Source organism: Pseudomonas sp. PNPG3 (genome assembly GCF_023093815.1).
Taxonomy (GTDB): domain Bacteria; phylum Pseudomonadota; class Gammaproteobacteria; order Pseudomonadales; family Pseudomonadaceae; genus Aquipseudomonas; species Aquipseudomonas asiatica.
This window is the reverse complement of the sequence record NZ_JALLKV010000023.1, coordinates 58,736-78,203: the sequence shown is the minus strand read 5'-3', so window position 1 is coordinate 78,203 and position 19,468 is coordinate 58,736. Positions and strand designations below refer to the sequence as shown.

Below are 19,468 nucleotides of genomic sequence, written 5' to 3'. Positions count from 1 at the left end.
GGAGCAGCCTTGTGCTGCGAATGGGCTGCAACGCAGCCCCTGTTACAGCAACGCCAATCTATCAGTCATTCACACTCACAACCCGCCCCGCCTTCTCGGCAGCCTTGCCCCGGGTCGCCAGGCAGTAATACAGCGGCACCGTCACCAGCAAGCCGAACAGCCACGACAGATCAGCCCCTTCGACGATATTGGAATACGGCCCCACATACAGCGACGTGTTGGCAAACGGCAACTGCACCAGGATGCCGCACGCATAGGCAATGATCGCGTGGTGGTTGAAGCGGCCATAGATGCCGCCGTCAGCACTGAAGATCGAGGCGATGTCGTACTGGCCCCTCTTGATCAGGTAGAAGTCGATCAGGTTGATCGACGCCCACGGCACCAGCACCAGCAGCAGTGCCAGGATCAGGCCGATGAACTGGCCGATGAAGTCCGCCGAGGCATTCAGCGCTACCAGGCCGCAAACCACCAGAATCACCGAAGCCAGCACCACCCGCACCTTGATGCTCGGCGTCCACTCGGCGACGAAGGTCTGGATCGCGGTGACGATCGACAGCACCGCGCCATACAGGTTGAGGGCGTTGTGGCTGATGATGTTGAGCAGGAACAGCACCATCAGGATCGGGCCCAGCCAGCCGGTGGCCTGCTTGACCGCATCCATTGCATCGGTGCCTTCCGGCACGCAAAGCACCGCCACCGCACCAAAGCTGAAGCACAGGATGGTGCCCAGGGTAGCGCCGAAGTAGGTGGCCCAGAACGGCTTGGCAATGCCCACTTCACGCGGCAGGTAGCGCGAATAGTCGGAGGTATACGGCGAGAAGCTGATCTGCCAGATGGTGCCCAGCGACACGGTGGCGATGAAGCCCGACAGGTTGAACGCGCCACGGCTGAAGAAGTCGGCCGGCAGTTCCTGGGCGAACATCATGATGAAGCCGGCCAGCAGCGCCGAACCCATCACCCAGGTACCGATGCGGTTGAGGATGTGAATGAAACGGTAGCCGATCACGCCAATGGCGGTGGCACTCAGCGCACCGATCACGATCGCGCCGGGCATCGGCACGCTCGGGGTGATGCCGTGGATGGTCTTGCCCGCCAGGACGATGTTGGAAATGAAGAAGCCGACATAGATCAGCGCGGTGAAGAACACGATCAGCAAGGCGCCGTAGCGGCCGAACTGGCCACGGCTCTGCACCATCTGCGGAATGCCCAGCTGCGGTCCCTGCGCAGAGGCAAGGGCAATGACCACGCCCCCGACCAGATGGCCCAGCACGATGGCGACCAGCCCCCATAACAGGTTCAGATGGAACACCTGGACCACCATGGCGCCGGTGACGATGGGCAGTGGCGCGATGTTGGTACTGAACCAGAGGGTGAACAGGTCGCGCGCCTTCCCGTGGCGCTCGGCAGGTGGAACGTAATCGACCGTGTGATTCTCGACAAACTGGTGTTGCGACGACGGTTGGGACATAGGATTCAGCTCGAAAGGTCGTTTTTATCTTTGTAAGGAAACCGCTTCTAGGCGGCCTCTCAGCTGCGGACCATATTATGGTATTCCAAACTTTTGACAACACTGATCCGTAGGAAAAAACGCCCACTGATCCGCTCGCGCAACCCCTGCGGCAAACCGCCTCACCGCTCAAGCCCACGGTATACGCGGGCTTGAGCCGTTCATCGCGCAACACCCTCGCTTGAAAATTCCGCTTGCAAAATAGGTATTACGGTATACCATCAGACACATCAACGATAAAAACCGCGGACCACCGCAGCCCTATAGAGGTACACCAGATGATCGACGCAACCGTCTACAAGCATGTCCTGGGCTCCTTCCCGTCCGGCGTTACCGTCATCACCACCCTGGACGACGATGGCTCGGTCGTCGGTCTGACCGCCAGCGCCTTTTCCTCCCTGTCGATGGACCCGCCGCTGGTGCTGTTCTGCCCCAACTACACCTCCGACTCCTACCCCGTGCTGATCAGGCAGAAGCGCTTCGCCATTCATCTGTTGTCCGGTGAACAGCAGGCCGAAGCCTATGCGTTCGCCAAGAAGGGCAAGGACAAGGCCAGTGGCATCGAGTGGTCCCTGAGCGAACTGGGCAACCCGATCCTGGCCGGTGCCACCGCAGTCATCGAATGCGAACTGTGGCGCGAATACGAAGGTGGCGACCACGCCATCATGGTCGGCAAGGTGCACAACCTGATCGTCCCTGAAGAGGCGCCACGGCCGATGGTGTACTGCCGCGGCAAGATGGCCAGCCTGCCGGCCTTTGCCTGAAGCCTATTCTGAATCGAGACCGCTGGTGCCAACCCTGCCAGGCGCCAGCCCCTTTCAAGCGTTGAGGAAAGCCCCATGAAATTTTCGTTGTTCGTGCACATGGAACGTTGGGATGAACAGGTCAGCCACCGCCAGCTGTTCGAAGACCTGACCGAACTGACCCTGATGGCCGAGAACGGCGGTTTCAGCACCGTGTGGATCGGCGAACACCACGCCATGGAATACACCATTTCGCCAAGCCCGATGCCGCTGCTGGCCTACCTGGCTGCGCGCACCGACAAGATCCGCCTGGGCGCCGGCACCATCATCGCGCCGTTCTGGAACCCGATCCGCGTGGCGGGCGAATGCGCCCTGCTCGACGTGATCAGCAAGGGCCGCATGGAAGTGGGCCTGGCCCGTGGCGCCTACCAGTTCGAATTCGACCGCATGGCAGGTGGCATGCCGGCCACCGACGGCGGCAAGGCCCTGCGTGAAATGGTGCCGGTGGTGCGCAAGCTGTGGGAAGGCGACTACGCCCATGACGGCGAAGTGTACAAGTTCCCCACCTCCACCAGCGTGCCGAAGCCCTACAACGCCGTACCGCCGATGTGGATCGCCGCCCGCGACCCGGACTCGCACAACTTCGCCGTGGCCAATGGTTGCAACGTCATGGTCACCCCACTGATGAAGGGTGACGAGGAAGTGCTGGACCTGAAGAACAAGTTCCAGGCCGCCCTGGACAACAACCCGGGCGTGCCACGCCCGCAACTGATGGTGCTGCGCCACACCCACGTGCACAGCCCGGCCGAGCCGGAAGGCTGGAAAGTCGGCGCCCAGGCCATCTCGCGCTTCTACCGCACCTTCGATGCCTGGTTCGGCAACAAGACCACCCCGGTCAACGGCTTCCTCGAGCCGAGCCCGGAATCGAAGTTCGCAGAAGTGCCGGCGTTCGAGCTGGAGAACATCCGCAAGAACACCATGATCGGCACGCCGGAAGAGATCATCGCGCGTATCAAGTACTACCAGGAACTCGGCGTCGACGAGTTCAGCTTCTGGTGCGACAACAGCCTGCCCCACGCCGAGAAGAAGAAATCGCTGGAGCTGTTCATCAAGGAAGTGGTGCCGGCGTTCGCCTGATTTCCCATTACCTGAAACATTGCGGGACGCGCCCGCTCCCGTGGGCCCTGTGGCCCGCGGGAGCGGGCTTTTTTTGGGGGATTGATCCGTTGCCTGTACCGGCCTCTTCGCGGGTAAACCCGCTCCCACAGGTATGGCGCAGACCATGAACCCTGTGGGGTACCTGTGGGAGCGGGTTCACCGCGAAGAGGCCGGTACAGAACGCCACAAAAACCCCGATACACAGCGCCTTTCGTCCCCTCGCAAGAGAAATTTCCAGCCACCTCTTGCACAACAAATATTATGGTATACCATCAGACAACAAGAGCTGATAACCCTCACCAGGAGCCACCCATGAGTTTCGAAATCCGCAAGATCGTCACCTACTCCGAAGAGACCCGCATCGAAGGCGGCAAGGCCACCGACAAGCCGGTGACCATGGTCGGCCTGGCCGTCGTGATCAAGAACCCATGGGCCGGTCGCGGTTTCGTTGAAGATCTGAAGCCGGAAATCCGTGCCAACTGCTCGGACTTGGGTGCCCTGATGGTCGAGCGCCTGACTGCAGCCATCGGCGGCGCCGACAAGATCGAAGCCTACGGCAAGGCCGCAGTCGTCGGTGCCGACGGCGAAATCGAACACGCCTCGGCGGTGATCCACACCCTGCGCTTCGGCAACCACTACCGTGAAGCGGTACAGGCCAAGAGCTACCTGAGCTTCACCAACAAGCGCGGCGGCCCGGGCACCTCGATCCAGATCCCGATGATGCAGAAGGACGACGAAGGCCTGCGTTCGCACTACATCACCCTGGAAATGCAGATCGAAGATGCCCCGCGTGCCGATGAGATCGTCGTGGTCCTGGGCGCCTCCGACGGTGGCCGCCTGCACCCGCGCATCGGCAACCGCTACATCGACCTGGAAGAACTGGCTGCCGAAAAAGCCAACGCTCAATAACAACAACCAAGACGGGCCGGGGCGTGGCGTGCTTACCCGCCGCGCCCGACCTTCAAGGAGCGCCCTCCATGATTCAGCCTGTCGCTGAACGCACACCCGCCGGCACCAGCTACCTGTCCGTCGGCCAGGGCCAACCTGTGGTACTGATCCACGGCGTGGGCCTGAACAAGGAAATGTGGGGCGGTCAGTTCGTTGGCCTGGCCAACGACTACCGCGTCATCGCCTACGACATGCTCGGCCACGGCCAGAGCGCGCTGCCAGCCGCCGACATCGGCCTGGAAGGTTATGCCGCGCAACTCGCCGAACTGCTCGACCACCTGCAGATCGCGCAAGCCACCGTGATCGGCTTTTCCATGGGCGGCCTGGTCGCCCGGGCGTTCGCCCTCGAATACCCACAGCGCCTGGCTGCACTGGTAGTGCTCAACAGCGTGTTCAACCGCACCCCCGAGCAGAGTGCCGGCGTTATCGCCCGCGCCGCCCAGGCTGCGCAGCTTGGCCCCGACGCCAACGTCGACGCCGCGCTCGACCGCTGGTTCAGCCGTGAATACAAGGCTGCCAACCCGGCGCAGGTCGCCGCCATTCGCCAGGTGCTGGCGAGCAACGACCCGCAGGGCTACCACACCACTTATTCGCTGTTCGCCACCCAGGACATGTACCGCGCCGCCGACCTGGCCAGCATCCAGGTGCCGACGCTGATCGCCACCGGCGAACTCGACTCGGGCTCCACCCCGGCCATGACCCGCCAGCTCGCCGCCAGCATTCCTGGCGCACACAGCGTGGTCCTCGCCGAGCAACGGCATATGATGCCGGTGGAAGCACCGCGTGAAGTCAACAAGATGCTGCTGGACTTCCTCGCGCAAGCCCGCACCCTCACCGAATCCGCCAAGGGGATTGTTGCATGACCCTCGTTCGTTTCCAGATGTGCATCGACGGCCAATGGCGCGATGCCCAGAGCGGCAAGACCTTCGACAGCCTCAACCCGGCCACCGCCCAGGCCTGGGCGCAACTGCCCGACGCCGACGAGGCCGATGTCGAGCTGGCCGTGCAGGCCGCCCAGCGCGCCTTCGACAGCAAGGAGTGGCGCAGCATCACCGCCACCGCGCGCGGCAAGCTGCTGCGTCGCCTGGGTGACCTGATTGCCGAAAACAAGGAACACCTGGCCCAGCTGGAAAGCCGTGACAACGGCAAGCTGATCCGCGAAACCCGCGGCCAGGTCGGCTACCTGCCAGAGTTCTTCCACTACACCGCAGGCCTAGCCGACAAGCTTGAAGGCGGCACCCTGCCGCTGGACAAGCCCGACCTGTTCGCCTACACCGTGCACGAGCCGATCGGCGTGGTGGCCGGGATCATCCCGTGGAACAGCCCGCTGTACCTCACCGCCATCAAGCTGGCCCCGGCCCTGGCCGCCGGCAACACCATCGTGCTCAAGCCGTCCGAACACGCCTCGGCGACCATCCTCGAGCTGGCCCGCCTGGCCCTCGAGGCCGGCTTCCCGGCTGGTGTGGTCAACGTGGTCACCGGCTACGGCCCCAGCACCGGCGCGGCGCTGACCCGCCACCCGCTGGTGCGCAAGATCGCCTTCACCGGCGGCGCCGCCACCGCCCGCCACGTGGTGCGCAGCAGCGCCGAGAACTTCGCCAAGCTGTCGCTGGAGCTGGGCGGCAAGTCGCCGAACATCATCTTCGCCGATGCCGACCTGGACAGCGCCATCAACGGCGCCGTGGCAGGCATTTATGCTGCCTCCGGGCAAAGCTGCGTGGCCGGCTCGCGCCTGCTGGTGCAGGACGAGATCTTCGACGAGTTCGTCGAACGCCTGATCGCCCGCGCCAGGCGCATCCGCATCGGCAACCCGCAGGACGATGCCAGCGAAATGGGCCCCATGGCCACCGCGCAACAGCTGGCCGTGGTCGAAGGCCTGGTGGCCGCTGCCAAGGCCGAAGGCGCCAAGCTGCACATGGGCGGCAAGCGTGCCGAGGTCGAGGGTGATGGCTGGTTCTACGAGCCGACCCTGTTCGAGTGCGACAGCAACTCGATGACCATCATGCAGGAAGAGGTGTTCGGCCCGGTTGCCGCGGTAATCCGCTTCAAGACCGAGGAAGAGGCCCTGGCCATCGCCAACGACTCGCAGTTCGGCCTGGCCGCCGGCATCTGGACCCGCGACCTGGGCCGTGCCCACCGCCTGGCCCGCGACGTGCGTTCGGGGATCATCTGGGTCAACACCTACCGTGCCGTGTCGGCCATGGCGCCGATCGGCGGGTTCAAGAACAGCGGCTACGGCCGTGAGAGCGGCATCGATTCGGTGCTGGCCTATACCGAGCTGAAGACGGTGTGGATCAACCTGTCCACGGCGCCGATGCCCGACCCGTTTGTGATGCGCTAAGAGGTAGCACGAGATGATCGAACCAGGCATCTACAAAGACGTGATGGGCTCGTTCCCGTCCGGCGTCACCGTGGTCACCACCCTGGACGCCGACGGTGGCATCGTCGGCATCACCGCCAGCGCGTTCAGCGCGCTGTCGATCGACCCGGCGCTGGTGCTGTTCTGCCCCAACTACGCCTCCGACACCTACCCCATCCTGCGTGACAGCAAGCAGTTCGCGATTCACCTGCTGTCCGCCGACCAGACCGCCGAGGCCTATGCCTTCGCCGGCAAGGGCAAGGACAAGGCCAAAGGCATCGACTGGCACCTGAGCGAGCTGGGCAACCCGCTGCTGGCCAAGACCACGGCGATCATCGAATGCGAGCTGTGGCGCGAGTACGACGGCGGTGACCACGCGATCATCGTCGGCGCGGTGAAGAACCTGGTGCTGCCGGCCGAGCCGGTGACCCCGATGGTGTACCACAAGGGCAAGCTGGGCGCCCTGCCGCCCCTGGGCTGATGGACCTTGAGCTCGGCGTTGGCTTCTTCGCGGGTAAACCCGCTCCCACAGGGATCGCACAGATGCTGAAACCTGTGCAGTACCTGTGGGAGCGGGTTCACCCGCGAAGAAGCCAACGCAAATGACCCTGTTTAAATCCGGAGTACTGCACATGAGCAATGAAAAGTACGAAAAAGGCCTGCAGATCCGCACCCAGGTACTGGGCGAGGACTACGTCAACCGCTCGATCCAGAACGCCGACGACTTCACCAAGCCGTTGCAGGAGCTGGTCACCGAATACTGCTGGGGCCACGTCTGGGGCCGCGAAGGCTTGTCGCTCAAAGAGCGCAGCATGATAAACTTGGCCATGATTTCCGCGCTCAACCGGCCCCACGAGCTCAAGCTGCACATTCGCGGCGCCTTGCGTAATGGCCTGAGCCGTGAACAGATTCGCGAGATCCTGCTCCAGGTCGGCATTTATTGCGGCGTGCCCGCGGCGGTGGACAGTTTCCGCCTGGCCCGCGAAGCGTTCGCTGAAGCCGATGCGGAGTCAACCCGTTAACACCGGGCTGTTCGAACCCACGCAAGGAGCACCCAAGGTTCGTGGTGCTGTTGCGGTTGCGGCCGGGCAGCCTCTTTAAGAGCGCACTTGATGAAACGCCAGCCACTCGACGACAGCTTCAAGGTCAATCGCAACCCCGTTACCCTGCGCGAAATCGTGCTCGACAAGCTGCGCGCCGCGATCATGAACTTCCACCTGCTGCCAGGCGATCGCCTGGTCGAGCGCGACCTCTGCGACCGCCTCGGCGTCAGCCGCACCTCGGTGCGTGAAGCCCTGCGCCACCTGGAATCCGAAGGCCTGGTGGAATTTGCCGACGCCAAGGGCCCGCGCGTGGCCATCATCACCCTGGAAGACGCCCGCGATATCTACGAGCTGCGCTGCGTGCTCGAAGGCCTGATCGTGCAGCTGTTCACCCTGAACGCAAAGGCCAAGGACATCCGCGCCCTGGAACGCGCGCTGGAGGTCAACCGCGAAGCCCTCGAGGAAGGCGAACTGCAACAGGTGCTGGACTCGGTACAAGGGTTCTACGATGTGCTGCTGGAAGGCTCCGGCAACCAGGTGGCCGCCCAGCAGCTGCGCCAGTTGCAGGCGCGCATCAGCTACCTGCGCGCCACCTCGGTGTCGCAGGAGAACCGCCGCGGCGCCAGCAACCGCGAAATGGAAAAGATCGTCGAGGCGATCAAGAGCGGCGACCCGCTGGTTGCCCACCAGGCCTCGGTCGACCACGTCCGCGCCGCCGCCAAGGTGGCCCTGGACTACCTGCGCCAGAAGCAGGATGACAACGTCAAGGTGCGCGAGATGGTCGAGCCCCTGGCCTTGAAGGATCCCCGCATATAAGCAACCCACAGGCCACCGATCATGCCCAACGCCCCGCGCTACTGCCCGCACTGCACCACGGAACTGGCCCGGGGCGTTCCCACAGGCGACACCCACGAACGCCTGCACTGCACCGGCTGCGGCTACATCCACTACATCAACCCGAAGATCATCGCCGGCTGCATCATCGAGCGTGATGGCAAGTACCTGCTGTGCCAGCGCGCCATCCCGCCGCGCCCCGGCACCTGGACCTTGCCGGCCGGGTTCATGGAGGCCGGCGAAACCACCGAGCAGGCAGCCCTGCGCGAGGTCTGGGAAGAAAGCGGCGTACGTGCCGAAATCGTCTCGCCGTACTCGATCTTCAGCGTCCCGAAGATAAGCGAGGTCTACATCATCTTCCGCGCCATCGCCACCGAGGAAACCGGGCAGTACGGGGCGGAAACGCTGGCCTACAGGTTCTTCGAGCCGGACGAGATCCCGTGGGATGAAATCTACTATCCGGCAATCCGGCAGATTCTCGAGCGCTATATCCTCGAGCGGCAGGCTGGGGTTTATGGCATCTACATGGGCAATGACGACACTGGCAAGGTGCACTTCATTCGCTAGCCTGGGCCGGCCTCTTCGCGGGCCTGCCCGCTCCCACCTGTAAGGCGCAAAGCTTGAGCAATGTGCTATCCCTGTGGGAGCGGGCAAGCCCGCGAAGAGGCCGGTACACGTAACACAAAACCCTCGCCAAGCGTCTATTCTCGGTGCACCCTTAAGGCCTTACGCAAAAGGACCAGCAGTGCACATGGCAAAATGGCTAGACGGCGGCGGTCTGATGGCCGAGCGCATCCGCAACCACGATTGGGCCGCCACCCCGCTGGGCCCGCTGGAGCACTGGCCCGACCCGCTGAAAACCAGCCTGGCCCTGTGCCTGGCCTCGCGCTTTCCGCAAGCCGTGCTCTGGGGCCCTGACCTGCTCACCCTGCACAACGACGCCTTCTCGCAGATACTCGGGCAAAAGCCCTCGGCATTGGGCATCCCCTTCCGCGCCGTGTGGCAGGAGGCCTGGGCCGACATCGGCCACATGGCCAACCGCGCCCTGGCCGGCGAGGCGGTGTACATCGAAGACTTCCCGCTCGTCATCGACCGCAACGGCGGCCCCGAACGGGCCTATTTCACCTTCTGCTACAGCCCCATACGCGACCACGACGGCAAGGTGCTGGGCATGCTCGATACAGTCACCGAAACCACCGCCAGCGTGCTCGCCAACCAGCGCCTGAACTTCCTCGACGACCTGGGCCGCGCCGTGGCAGACGCCACCGACCCGGACCAGATCCTTGCCACTACCACGCGCATGCTGGTCGAGCACCTGCAACTGTCGAGTTGCGCCTATGCGGTGATGGAGCCCGACGAAGACGGTTTCACCATCTGCGGTGACGCCGTGGCGCCCGGCTCGCCGCATCTGTTGGGCCGCTATCGGTTGCAGGATTTTGGCAAGCTGGCGCTCGGCCGCCTGCGCAATGGCCTGCCGTTGGTCATCCAGGACAACCTGAGCGAGCTGTCCCCGGAGGAAGCTGCCACCTTCCAGGCCATCGGCATTACCGCGACCATTTGCATGCCCCTGATCAAAGGCGGCCGACTGACCGCGCTGATGGCCATACACGACAAGGTGCCACGGGAGTGGACCCACTATGAACAGACGCTGATCAGTGAAGTCACCGAGCGCTGCTGGGCGCATATCCAGCGGGTACAGGCCCACGCCGAGGTCCGCGAAGCCATGGCGGCACTGGAGGCGCTGAATGCCACCCTCGAACAGCGCGTGGATGAACGCACCAGCCAGTTGCTGCACACAGAAGCCGTGCTGCGCCAGACCCAGAAGCTCGAAGCCATTGGCCAACTTACCGGTGGCGTGGCTCATGACTTCAACAACCTGCTGACCATCATTCGCTCGTCGCTGCATTTTCTGCAGCGCCCCAACCTCGATGCACAGCGTCGCGAACGCTATCTCAAGACCATGTCCGACACTGTCGACCGCGGTTCCAAGCTGACCGGCCAATTACTGGCCTTCGCCCGCCGCCAGGCCTTGAGCCCGCAAGTGTTCGAGGCAGGGCCACGGCTGGAGGCCATGGCCGACATGCTCGACACTGCCACCGGTGCGCGGATCCAGGTCGAGCTGCAGTTGCCACAGGCGCCTTGCCATATCCGCGCCGACCTCAATCAACTGGAAACCGCGGTAATCAACCTGATGCTCAACGGCCGCGACGCCATGGCCGGCGAAGGCACCTTGCAGCTGCGCCTGCAGGCTGACCAGTCACTGCCCGCCCTGCGCGGCCAGGCGCCACAGCCGGGCCCGTTCGCGGCGATTTCGGTGAGCGACAGCGGTGTCGGCATTGCCACCGAACTGCTGGAGCGTATCTTCGACCCGTTCTTCACTACCAAGGCACCGGGTGAAGGCACCGGGCTCGGGCTGTCGCAGGTGTTCGGTTTCGCCAGGCAGTCCGGGGGCGATGTGCAGGTGAAGAGTGTGCCGGGCCAGGGCACCACTTTTACCTTGTACCTGCCCCAGGAGCCGCCGCCTGAGGCCTAGCGGTCAACGCCGCCCTTCGGCCAGCATGCGCACGGCCAGGCCCGCCAGCACCGTACCCATCAGCCAGCGCTGAACCTGCTGCCATAGCGGGCGACCGGCGAGGAATACGGCGATCGACCCGGCCATGATCGCGATCAGTGCATTGACCGAAACGCTGATGGCGATCTGCGTCGACCCCAGCACCAGCGACTGCAGCAGCACGCTGCCATGCCCCGGCTCGATGAACTGCGGCATCAACGACAGGTACATGACGGCGATCTTGGGGTTTAGCAGGCTGGTGGCAAAGCCCATGGTGAACAGCCGCCGCGGGCTGTCGGCAGGCAGGTCGCGAACCTGGAACGGCGACCGGCCACCAGGGCGCAGCGCCTGCCAGGCCAGGTACAACAGGTACAGCGCGCCACCGATGCGCAGCGCGTCATAGGCAAAAGGCACGGCCATCACCAGGGCGGTGATGCCCAGCGCGGCGCAGAACATGTAGATGACGAAGCCAAGGGCCACACCACCCAACGAAATCAGGCCGGCCTTGCGGCCCTGGCAGATCGATCGGGAGATCAGGTAGATCATGTTCGGCCCTGGGGTCAGGACCATGCCGAGGCAGATCAGGGCGAAGGTGAGCAGTTGCGTGGTTTCGGGCATGGGGCACATCCTGGTTGTGCGTTGAAGTGCTGCGAGTTTATCCAAGGCCATGCATGTCGTCTTTACCCTTGGCTCTCGCCTGCCAGGTTAACGCGGCAACCTGTAGGAGCGGCCAACGCACGCCAGTGAGTCAGCTGATCTGGCCGGCTATCAAGCCCAGGGCCACCGTGATCATCGCCACCCCCGACACCCGCCCGACCAGCTTCGCCGCCCCCGGCCGGGTGCTCAACACGGCTTTGGCGCCATAACCGACCAGCGAGTAGATCACCAACGAGCTGCACAGGTGCACCAGGCCCAGCAGCAAGATCTGCAACGGCACCGGCCAGCTCGACTGCGGGTCGGTGAACTGCGGCAACAACGCCAGGAACAGCAAAAACACTTTCGGGTTCAGGCCACTGACGCAAAACCCTTTCAATGCCCAGCGAGACCCCGACTCCCCCGCACCATCCTGCCCGGCCGCCGGCAAGGCCGGGCTCAGCAGCAGGTTGCCACCCAGCCACAGCAGGTAGCTACACCCCGCCAGGGTCAGCAAGGTCAGCGCCAGCGGGTGGCCGGCCAGCAGGCTGCCGACCCCTGCCGCCACCACCAGGGTCGCAAGGAAATGCCCCGACAACATCCCCGCCACCGCGGGCATTACCCAGCGCCCCCGCATGCCGGCCGAAATGGCATAGGCCCAGTCCGCGCCCGGCGTAATCACGAACAGCATCGACACGGCCCAGAACGCCGTCAGAACACTGAGAGCCACTTGAATCTTCCTTTTTCCACTGCTTTGGGATGACGAAAGATTACGGATTCCGCCGAGGGATTTTCTTTCGTATATTCCCCAACAGCCCTCAATTACTGGAAGATCCTTCTCGATGGACAGGACAGATCGAAAAATCCTTGCCGAACTGCAAAAAGACGGTCGGCTATCGGTGACCGAGTTGGCTGACCGAGTGGGGCTCAGCCTGTCGCCCTGCCATCGGCGCTTGAAGGCGCTGGAGGAGTCCGGGGCGATTCTTGGCTATCACGCCCGCTTGGCGCCGAGCGCCCTGGGGTTAAACTTTGCCGCGCTGGTATTCGTGACCTTGCGCGAAGTCACTCGCCAGCCGGTAGCGGACTTTGAAGCGGCGCTGGCCGAAATCCCGCAGATCGTCGAGGCGCAGCGGCTGTTTGGCGACCCGGATTACCTGCTGCATGTGGTGGCCAAGGATTTGCCGGCGTTCCAGAAGCTGTATGACGAGCAGCTGACCAGCATTCCCAATGTGAAACGGTTGAGTTCGACGCTGGTGATGAAAGAGGTGATTCAGGATCGGTTGTTGCCGATGTAGCGTTGTTGCCTGAGCCGGCCCTTTCGCGGGTGAACCCGCTCCCACAGGTAATGCGCATGACTTGAAATCAATGCGGTCAAGGTGGGAGCGGGTTTACCCGCGAAAGGGCCGACACGGGCGACATTTTTATCTGCCCTGCAAACGCGCACGGCGCCCCAGAAAAGCACACCGCTTCTTACCTCCTTATTGCCCAAACCCCTCTAGCCCAAGCCCTCCCGCACCCTGGCACCCTCCTTGCTACCGTCCCCCGCTTAACCTTTTGTCAGCCTTAGGTTTTTTAAGGTTTATGGGCACATATTTACTAATTTCTCGTTATCCCCGCGCCCCGCATCATCGCTCCAACAAGAACGCGTCGCCCTTCGCCGGCACGCCCCCGGGCAGCTCCCGATGCCCTACCTTGCCTTGGAGTCAGTCATGACCAGTGCAGCCAATTCGGCACCCCTCATAGAAAAACACACGATCGGCTACGTGCCCCCGCAAGACCGCCATGGAAAGGTAAGGGATCTGTTCACACTGTGGTTCGGTGGCAACATAGCGCCGCTACCCATCGTCACAGGCGCGCTGGGTGTGCAACTGTTCCACCTGAACCTGGTGTGGGGCATCGTCGCGATCCTGGTCGGCCACCTGGTCGGTGGCGTACTGATGGCGCTGCACTCGGCCCAGGGCCCGCAGATGGGCATCCCGCAGATGATCCAGAGCCGCGCCCAGTTCGGCTCGCTCGGCGCGCTGCTGGTGGTGGTGATCGCCGGGGTCATGTACATCGGCTTCTTCGCCTCCAACATCGTCCTCGCCGGCAAGTCGCTGCACGGCGTGGTCGATGCCGTGCCGGTACCGGTGGGCATCGTCATCGGTGCGCTGGGCTCGGGCATCATCGGCATCATCGGCTACCGCTTCATCCACGTGCTCAACCGCATCGGCACCTGGGTGCTGGGTATCGGCATCGTGGTCGGCTTCGGCTACATCTTCAGCCACGTGCAAAGCGACGACTTCCTCACCCGCGGCGGCTTCAACCTGGCCGGCTGGCTGGCCACCGTGTCACTGGCGGCGCTGTGGCAGATCGCCTTTGCACCCTACGTGTCGGACTACTCGCGCTACCTGCCGGCGGACGTGAAGGTCAGCTCGACGTTCTGGACTACCTACCTGGGCTCGGCCCTGGGTTCGAGCCTGTCGTTCATCTTCGGCGCCGTGGCGGTGCTGGCGATCCCGGCCGGCATGGACACCATGGATGCAGTCAAGCTGGCCACCGGTACCCTCGGCCCGATCATGCTGGTGCTGTTCCTGCTCAGCGTGATCAGCCACAACGCACTCAACCTGTATGGCGCAGTGCTGTCGATCATCACCCTGGTGCAAACCTTCGCCCACCGCTGGATCCCCACCGCCAAGAGCCGCGCCGTGCTGTCGCTGGTAGTACTGACGGCCTGCTGCGTGGTGGCGGTGTTCGCCTCGGCGGACTTCATCGGCCACTTCGTCGACATGGTGCTGGTGCTGCTGGTGGTGCTGGTGCCGTGGACAGCAATCAACCTGATCGACTTCTATGCCATCCACAAGGGTGACTACGATATCCAGTCGATCTTCCAGGTCGATGGCGGTATCTACGGGCGCTACAACCCGCAGGCGCTGATCGCCTATGCCGTGGGCATCGTGGTGCAGATCCCGTTCATGAACACGCCGCTGTATGTCGGGCCGATTTCCGAGCATATCAACGGAGCGGACCTGTCGTGGCTGGTGGGGCTGGCGGTTACTTCGCCGCTTTACTGGTGGCTGGCCAGCCGTGATAGCGCCTACCGTCGCCGGCAGATGAGTGCCAAGGTGGCCATGGGGCACTGATTCAAACTGTCCCGGCCTCTTCGCGGGTGAACCCGCTCCTACAGGGATAGCGCACGTCTCAGGATCTGTGCTTTCCCTGTGGGAGCGGGTTTACCCGCGAATAGGCCGGTACAGGCAACACATCAATCAGAGGTTGTAGGCCCGCTCATTGTGCTCCGCCAGGTCCAGCCCCTGTTCTTCCTCTTCCCGGCTGGCCCGAAGGCCGATGGTCAGCTTGATCGCCCCCAGAATCGCCCAACTCACCACAAAGCAATACACGAAGGTGAACGCCACCCCCTTCAACTGCACCAATGCCTGCCCGACCGGTGATGCACCCTCCACATAGCCGCCCAACGCAGGCGCGGCAAAGACCCCGGTAAGGATCGCGCCGACCATTCCGCCCACGCCATGCAGGCCGAACACATCCAGGCTGTCGTCATAACCCAGCGCCTGTTTCAACCGGGTCACGGCAAAGAAGCAGATGGCCCCGGTCAACAACCCGATCACCAGCGCGCCCAACGGCCCGACGAATGCACAGGCCGGGGTAATGCCGACCAACCCTGCCAAAGCCCCTGAAGCCGCACCCAAGGCCGTCGGCCGACCATGCGCCACCTTCTCGGTCAGCAACCAGCCGACAATCCCCGCACAGGCCGCCACCATGGTCGCCAGCATCACCACCCCTGCCGCCTGGTTGGCCGCGAGCCCCGAGCCGACGTTGAAGCCGAACCAGCCCACCCACAGCAACCCGGCGCCCACCAGGGTGAAACCGAGGTTGTGCGGCGGCATGGCCACCTGCGGGTAGCCCTTGCGCTTGCCCAGCATCAACGCCGCAGCCAGCGCTGCCACGCCGGAGTTGATATGCACGGCGGTACCGCCGGCAAAGTCCAGCACACCCCAGTTGACCATCAACGCCCCCGGCCCGCCCCAGACCATGTGCGCGATCGGCGCGTACACCAGCACGAACCAGGCGGCCATGAACAGCAACGAAGCACTGAACTTCATGCGTTCGGCAAAACCACCGGCAATCAGCGCCGGGGTAATGATGGCGAAGGTCAGCTGGAACACTGCGAACACGCCTTCGGGGATGGTGCCGACCAGGCTGTCATGGCCGATGTCCAGCATCAGCGCCTTGCCCAGCCCGCCAATGAAGCTGTTGAGGGTCAGCTGGCCCTCGACCATGCCGGTGGTGTCTACCACCAGGCTGTAGCCGAACAGCACCCAGAGAATGCCGATCACCCCGGCCACCGCGAACAACTGGGTGAATACCGAGAGGAAGTTCTTGGCCCGCACCATGCCACCGTAGAACAGTGCCAGGCCCGGGATGCACATCATCAGCACGAACATCGCGGCGCAGATCATCCAGGCGGTGTTGCCGGTGTCCAGGGTGGGGTCGGCGGCGTGGGCCCGGGTGGTCAGGGCTAACAACATTACAGCGAGGGTGAGGTGCTTCATGGAGTCACTCCTGTGTGAATGGTGGAGGTGCTCTGGGGCTGCCTTGCAGCCCATCGCGACCCAAGGCCGCTCCTGCAGGGGGGCGATACGCGGTCCCCTGTAGGAGCGGCCTTGGGTCGCGAAAGGGCCGCAAAGCGGCCCCCGACGGTCAACTCAATACTGCGCCTGCCCCGGCACCCAGGCGGTCCCCGCCAACGGCACCCGTGCCATCGCCGCAGCCTCCACGGTCAACGCCACCAGGTCCTCCGGGTCGAGGTTGTGCAAGTGCGACTTGCCACACGCCCGCGCCATGGTCTGCGCCTCCAGCACAAGCACCCGCAAGTAGTTGGCCAGCCGGCGCCCGGCCTCCTCCGGGTTCAGGCGCCTGGCCAGCTCCGGGTCCTGGGTGGTAATGCCGGCCGGGTCGCGGCCGTTCTGCCAGTCGTCATAGAAACCGGCCGCAGAACCGATTTTCTTCAGTTCGGCATCCAGCCGAGGGTGGTTGTCACCCAGCGCGATCAACGCCGCAGTACCAATGGCCACCGCATCAGCCCCGAGGGCCATGGCCTTGGCCACGTCGGCGCCATTGCGAATACCCCCGGAAACGATCAGCTGCACCTTGCGGTGCATGCCCATTTCCTGCAGCGCCTGCACTGCCTGCGGAATGGCCGGCAGGATCGGGATGCCAACGTGTTCGATGAACACTTCCTGAGTCGCGGCGGTACCGCCCTGCATGCCGTCGAGCACGATCACATCGGCACCAGCCTTCACCGCCAGCTTCACGTCGTAGTACGGGCGGCTGGCGCCGATCTTCACGTAGATGGGTTTTTCCCAGTCGGTGATCTCGCGGATCTCGGCAATCTTGATCGCCAGGTCATCCGGCCCGGTCCAGTCCGGGTGGCGACAGGCGCTACGCTGGTCGACGCCGATCGGCAAGGTGCGCATGCCGGCCACGCGCTCGGTTACCTTCATGCCCAGCAGCATGCCGCCACCGCCCGGCTTGGCACCCTGCCCGAGGACGATCTCGATGGCATCGGCCTTGCGCAGGTCGTCGGGGTTCATGCCGTAGCGCGACGGCAGGTACTGGTACACCAGGTGCTGCGACTGGCCGCGTTCCTCCGGGGTCATGCCGCCGTCGCCAGTGGTGGTGCTGGTGCCGGCGATGGTCGCACCACGGCCCAAGGCCTCTTTGGCGTTGGCCGACAGCGCGCCAAAGCTCATGCCGGCGATGGTCACCGGAATTTTCAGGTGGATCGGCTTCTTGGCGAAGCGGGTGCCCAGCAGCACATCGGTGCCGCACTTCTCGCGGTAGCCTTCCAGCGGGTAGCGCGACACGCTGGCACCGAGCAGCAGCAGGTCGTCGAAGTGCGGCACGCGGCGCTTGGTGCCGCCGCCGCGGATGTCGTAGATGCCGGTTTCGGCGGCACGCTGGATTTCCTGGATGGTCAGGCGGTCGAAGGTGGCCGACTCACGCAGTACCGGGGGGAATTGCTCGCTCATGGGGAATGCTCCTGGATCAGTACGCGCTGGCGTTGTCGACTTTGAAGTTGTACAGCTGGCGAGCCGAGCCGTAGCGTTTGAAATCGGCAGCCTTGTGGTCCAGGCCGGCCTTGTTCAGCAGTTCCTGCAGCTCTTGCAGGTGCTCGGCGCGCATCTCTTTCTCGATGCAGTCCGAACCCAGTGACTGCACCGAGCCCTTGACGTAGATGCGCACCTCGTACAGCGAATCGCCCAGCGCATCGCCGGCATCGCCACACACCACCAAACGCCCGGCCTGGCCCATGAAGCAGCTCATGTGGCCGATGCTGCCGCCGACGACAATATCCACGCCCTTCATGGAAATACCGCAGCGCGCGCCGGCATCACCCTCGATCACCAGCAGCCCGCCATGGGCTGTGGCGCCGGCGGCCTGGGAGGCGCTGCCCTTGACCCGTACCGTGCCGGACATCATGTTCTCGGCCACGCCGACACCGACGTTGCCATGCACGGTGACGCTGGCCTGCTGGTTCATGCCGGCGCAGTAGTAGCCGGCGTGGCCTTCGATATCCACGGCCACGGCGGCGTTGATGCCCACGGCCAGGTTGTGCTTGCCGTCGGGGTGGGTCACCCGCCATTCGTGGTCCTGCACCTCACCGTGCAGGGACTGGTTGAGGACACGCACCGAGGTGCTGGAAAGGTCGATCGTATTCATGTGGTTCTCCAGTGGTTCGGTGGCAGGTCAGGCGCTTTCGCGTTCCCAGACGTACAGGGTGGCCGGGGCCGGTTCCCAGACCTTGGCGTGCTCGATGCCCGGCAGGCTGGCCAGTGCCTGGTACTCCGAGGCCATGGCCACGTAGTCGTCGGTCTCGGCCAGCACGGCGGGTTTGCAGGCGATCGGGTCGCGGATCACGGCAAAGCCATTGCGGGTGCCGATGGCAAAGGTGAAGAAGCCGTCCAGGTCTTCCAGGGCGCCATCCAGGGCCTGGGCCAGGCTGTCGCCCTGCTGCAGGCGCCAGGTCAGGTAGCCGGCGGCCACTTCGGTGTCGTTGTCGGTCTCGAAGCTGATGCCTTCGCGCTTGAGCTTCTGGCGCAGGCGGAAGTGGTTGGACAGCGAGCCGTTGTGCACCAGGCACAGGTCGGCGCCGGTGGAGAACGGGTGGCTGCCCTCCATGGTCACGGCGCTTTCGGTGGCCATGCGGGTATGGCCGATGATGTGGCTGCCTTTCATGCCGGCCAGGCCGAAGCGGCTGGAGATTTCCGCCGGCAGGCCCATGCCCTTGAGGATCTCGATGCTCTGCCCGGCGCTCATGATGCGCACGTCAGGGGCCAGTTCGCTCAGGGCCTGGCGGGCCGACGCCTCGCGGGTGTGTACCTTGAGCACTGCAGCGCTGGCGTTCTGGAACCAGTCCAGCGAGCAGCCCAGGCGCCCTTCCAGCTGGCCCATCAGGGCCGCCCAGGGGTAGTTGACGTCAGTGGCCTGCAGGGTCAGCTTGACCCAGCCATCGGCCACTTCGTCGCCGTAGATGGCAAAGCCGGCGCTGTCCGGGCCACGGTCGGTCATGGCTTCGAGCATGGGTTCGAAGAGCTTGCCGAGCTGGGCTTCCAGCTCGGGTTTTTTCAGGTACAGACCTACGATTCCACACATGATGATGCTCCTTACTAGGCAGTGGGCGACCGCTTT

Annotated in this window: 19 protein-coding genes; 12 read left to right on the top strand and 7 right to left on the bottom strand. The window is 64.0% G+C overall.

What is annotated here, in order from left to right; all coding sequences use genetic code 11:
- Positions 1 to 61 precede the first annotated feature (61 nt).
- Positions 62 to 1,468, bottom strand: coding sequence for a cytosine permease (locus MJ643_RS16735; protein ID WP_013973026.1), 1,407 nt, complete (start codon positions 1,466 to 1,468; stop codon positions 62 to 64).
- A gap of 317 nt (positions 1,469 to 1,785) precedes the next feature.
- Between MJ643_RS16735 and MJ643_RS16730 the strand changes: the two genes are divergently transcribed.
- From MJ643_RS16730 to MJ643_RS16685, 10 genes are all read left to right on the top strand, one after another.
- Entirely contained in the window at positions 1,786 to 2,271 is a 486-nt protein-coding gene (locus tag MJ643_RS16730) for a flavin reductase family protein (protein WP_003259250.1), read from the top strand.
- Positions 2,272 to 2,346: 75 nt separating this feature from the next.
- A complete protein-coding gene (locus tag MJ643_RS16725) occupies positions 2,347 to 3,387 on the top strand; it encodes an LLM class flavin-dependent oxidoreductase (RefSeq protein ID WP_013973027.1) in 1,041 nt (346 codons plus the stop codon).
- A 333-nt stretch (positions 3,388 to 3,720) separates the two neighbouring features.
- Positions 3,721 to 4,317, top strand: coding sequence for an amino acid synthesis family protein (locus MJ643_RS16720; protein WP_003258678.1), 597 nt, complete (start codon positions 3,721 to 3,723; stop codon positions 4,315 to 4,317).
- A gap of 68 nt (positions 4,318 to 4,385) precedes the next feature.
- A complete protein-coding gene (locus MJ643_RS16715) occupies positions 4,386 to 5,219 on the top strand; it encodes an alpha/beta fold hydrolase (RefSeq protein ID WP_013973028.1) in 834 nt (277 codons plus the stop codon).
- Positions 5,216 to 6,697: an aldehyde dehydrogenase gene (locus MJ643_RS16710; RefSeq protein WP_024087305.1), complete on the top strand. Its 1,482-nt coding sequence runs from the start codon at positions 5,216 to 5,218 to the stop codon at positions 6,695 to 6,697. The genes MJ643_RS16715 and MJ643_RS16710 overlap by 4 nt, the downstream gene beginning before the upstream one ends.
- Before the next feature lie 13 nt (positions 6,698 to 6,710).
- Positions 6,711 to 7,196 (top strand): flavin reductase family protein, encoded by a 486-nt coding sequence (locus tag MJ643_RS16705; protein ID WP_247726965.1) that lies wholly within the window; start codon positions 6,711 to 6,713, stop codon positions 7,194 to 7,196.
- Positions 7,197 to 7,347: 151 nt separating this feature from the next.
- On the top strand, positions 7,348 to 7,737 hold the full coding sequence (locus tag MJ643_RS16700; RefSeq protein WP_008100863.1) for a carboxymuconolactone decarboxylase family protein: 390 nt from the start codon (positions 7,348 to 7,350) through the stop codon (positions 7,735 to 7,737).
- Positions 7,738 to 7,827: 90 nt separating this feature from the next.
- A complete protein-coding gene (locus MJ643_RS16695) occupies positions 7,828 to 8,574 on the top strand; it encodes a GntR family transcriptional regulator (RefSeq protein WP_013973031.1) in 747 nt (248 codons plus the stop codon).
- Between the two features lie 21 nt (positions 8,575 to 8,595).
- A complete protein-coding gene (locus MJ643_RS16690; protein WP_013973032.1) occupies positions 8,596 to 9,159 on the top strand; it encodes an NUDIX hydrolase in 564 nt (187 codons plus the stop codon).
- 184 nt (positions 9,160 to 9,343) lie between these two features.
- The gene (locus MJ643_RS16685) at positions 9,344 to 11,125 is read left to right on the top strand and encodes an ATP-binding protein (protein ID WP_044047081.1); all 1,782 of its coding nucleotides are present in this window, start codon (positions 9,344 to 9,346) and stop codon (positions 11,123 to 11,125) included.
- A gap of 3 nt (positions 11,126 to 11,128) precedes the next feature.
- Here the strand turns inward: MJ643_RS16685 and MJ643_RS16680 are convergent, their stop codons facing one another.
- Both MJ643_RS16680 and MJ643_RS16675 read right to left on the bottom strand, forming a co-directional pair.
- Positions 11,129 to 11,761: a LysE family translocator gene (locus tag MJ643_RS16680; RefSeq protein WP_023660833.1), complete on the bottom strand. Its 633-nt coding sequence runs from the start codon at positions 11,759 to 11,761 to the stop codon at positions 11,129 to 11,131.
- 130 nt (positions 11,762 to 11,891) lie between these two features.
- Positions 11,892 to 12,506, bottom strand: coding sequence for a LysE family translocator (locus MJ643_RS16675; RefSeq protein WP_015270734.1), 615 nt, complete (start codon positions 12,504 to 12,506; stop codon positions 11,892 to 11,894).
- A 112-nt stretch (positions 12,507 to 12,618) separates the two neighbouring features.
- Here MJ643_RS16675 and MJ643_RS16670 point away from each other — a divergent pair, with 112 nt between their 5' ends.
- Positions 12,619 to 13,071 carry an Lrp/AsnC family transcriptional regulator gene (locus MJ643_RS16670; RefSeq protein ID WP_015270735.1) on the top strand — a complete coding sequence of 151 codons (453 nt, stop codon included), beginning with the start codon at positions 12,619 to 12,621 and terminating at the stop codon, positions 13,069 to 13,071.
- 414 nt (positions 13,072 to 13,485) lie between these two features.
- A complete protein-coding gene (locus MJ643_RS16665; RefSeq protein WP_025338785.1) occupies positions 13,486 to 14,898 on the top strand; it encodes a cytosine permease in 1,413 nt (470 codons plus the stop codon).
- 126 nt (positions 14,899 to 15,024) lie between these two features.
- Here the strand turns inward: MJ643_RS16665 and MJ643_RS16660 are convergent, their stop codons facing one another.
- The 4 genes from MJ643_RS16660 to MJ643_RS16645 form a co-directional block, all read right to left on the bottom strand.
- Complete coding sequence (locus MJ643_RS16660; RefSeq protein WP_013973038.1) at positions 15,025 to 16,329, bottom strand: ammonium transporter; 1,305 nt, start codon at positions 16,327 to 16,329, stop codon at positions 15,025 to 15,027.
- A gap of 153 nt (positions 16,330 to 16,482) precedes the next feature.
- Positions 16,483 to 17,808 carry an FMN-binding glutamate synthase family protein gene (locus MJ643_RS16655; RefSeq protein ID WP_013973039.1) on the bottom strand — a complete coding sequence of 442 codons (1,326 nt, stop codon included), beginning with the start codon at positions 17,806 to 17,808 and terminating at the stop codon, positions 16,483 to 16,485.
- Between the two features lie 16 nt (positions 17,809 to 17,824).
- Positions 17,825 to 18,499 (bottom strand): protein glxC, encoded by a 675-nt coding sequence (locus MJ643_RS16650; protein WP_013973040.1) that lies wholly within the window; start codon positions 18,497 to 18,499, stop codon positions 17,825 to 17,827.
- 27 nt (positions 18,500 to 18,526) lie between these two features.
- On the bottom strand, positions 18,527 to 19,432 hold the full coding sequence (locus MJ643_RS16645; RefSeq protein ID WP_013973041.1) for a glutamine amidotransferase family protein: 906 nt from the start codon (positions 19,430 to 19,432) through the stop codon (positions 18,527 to 18,529).
- Positions 19,433 to 19,468: the final 36 nt, after the last annotated feature.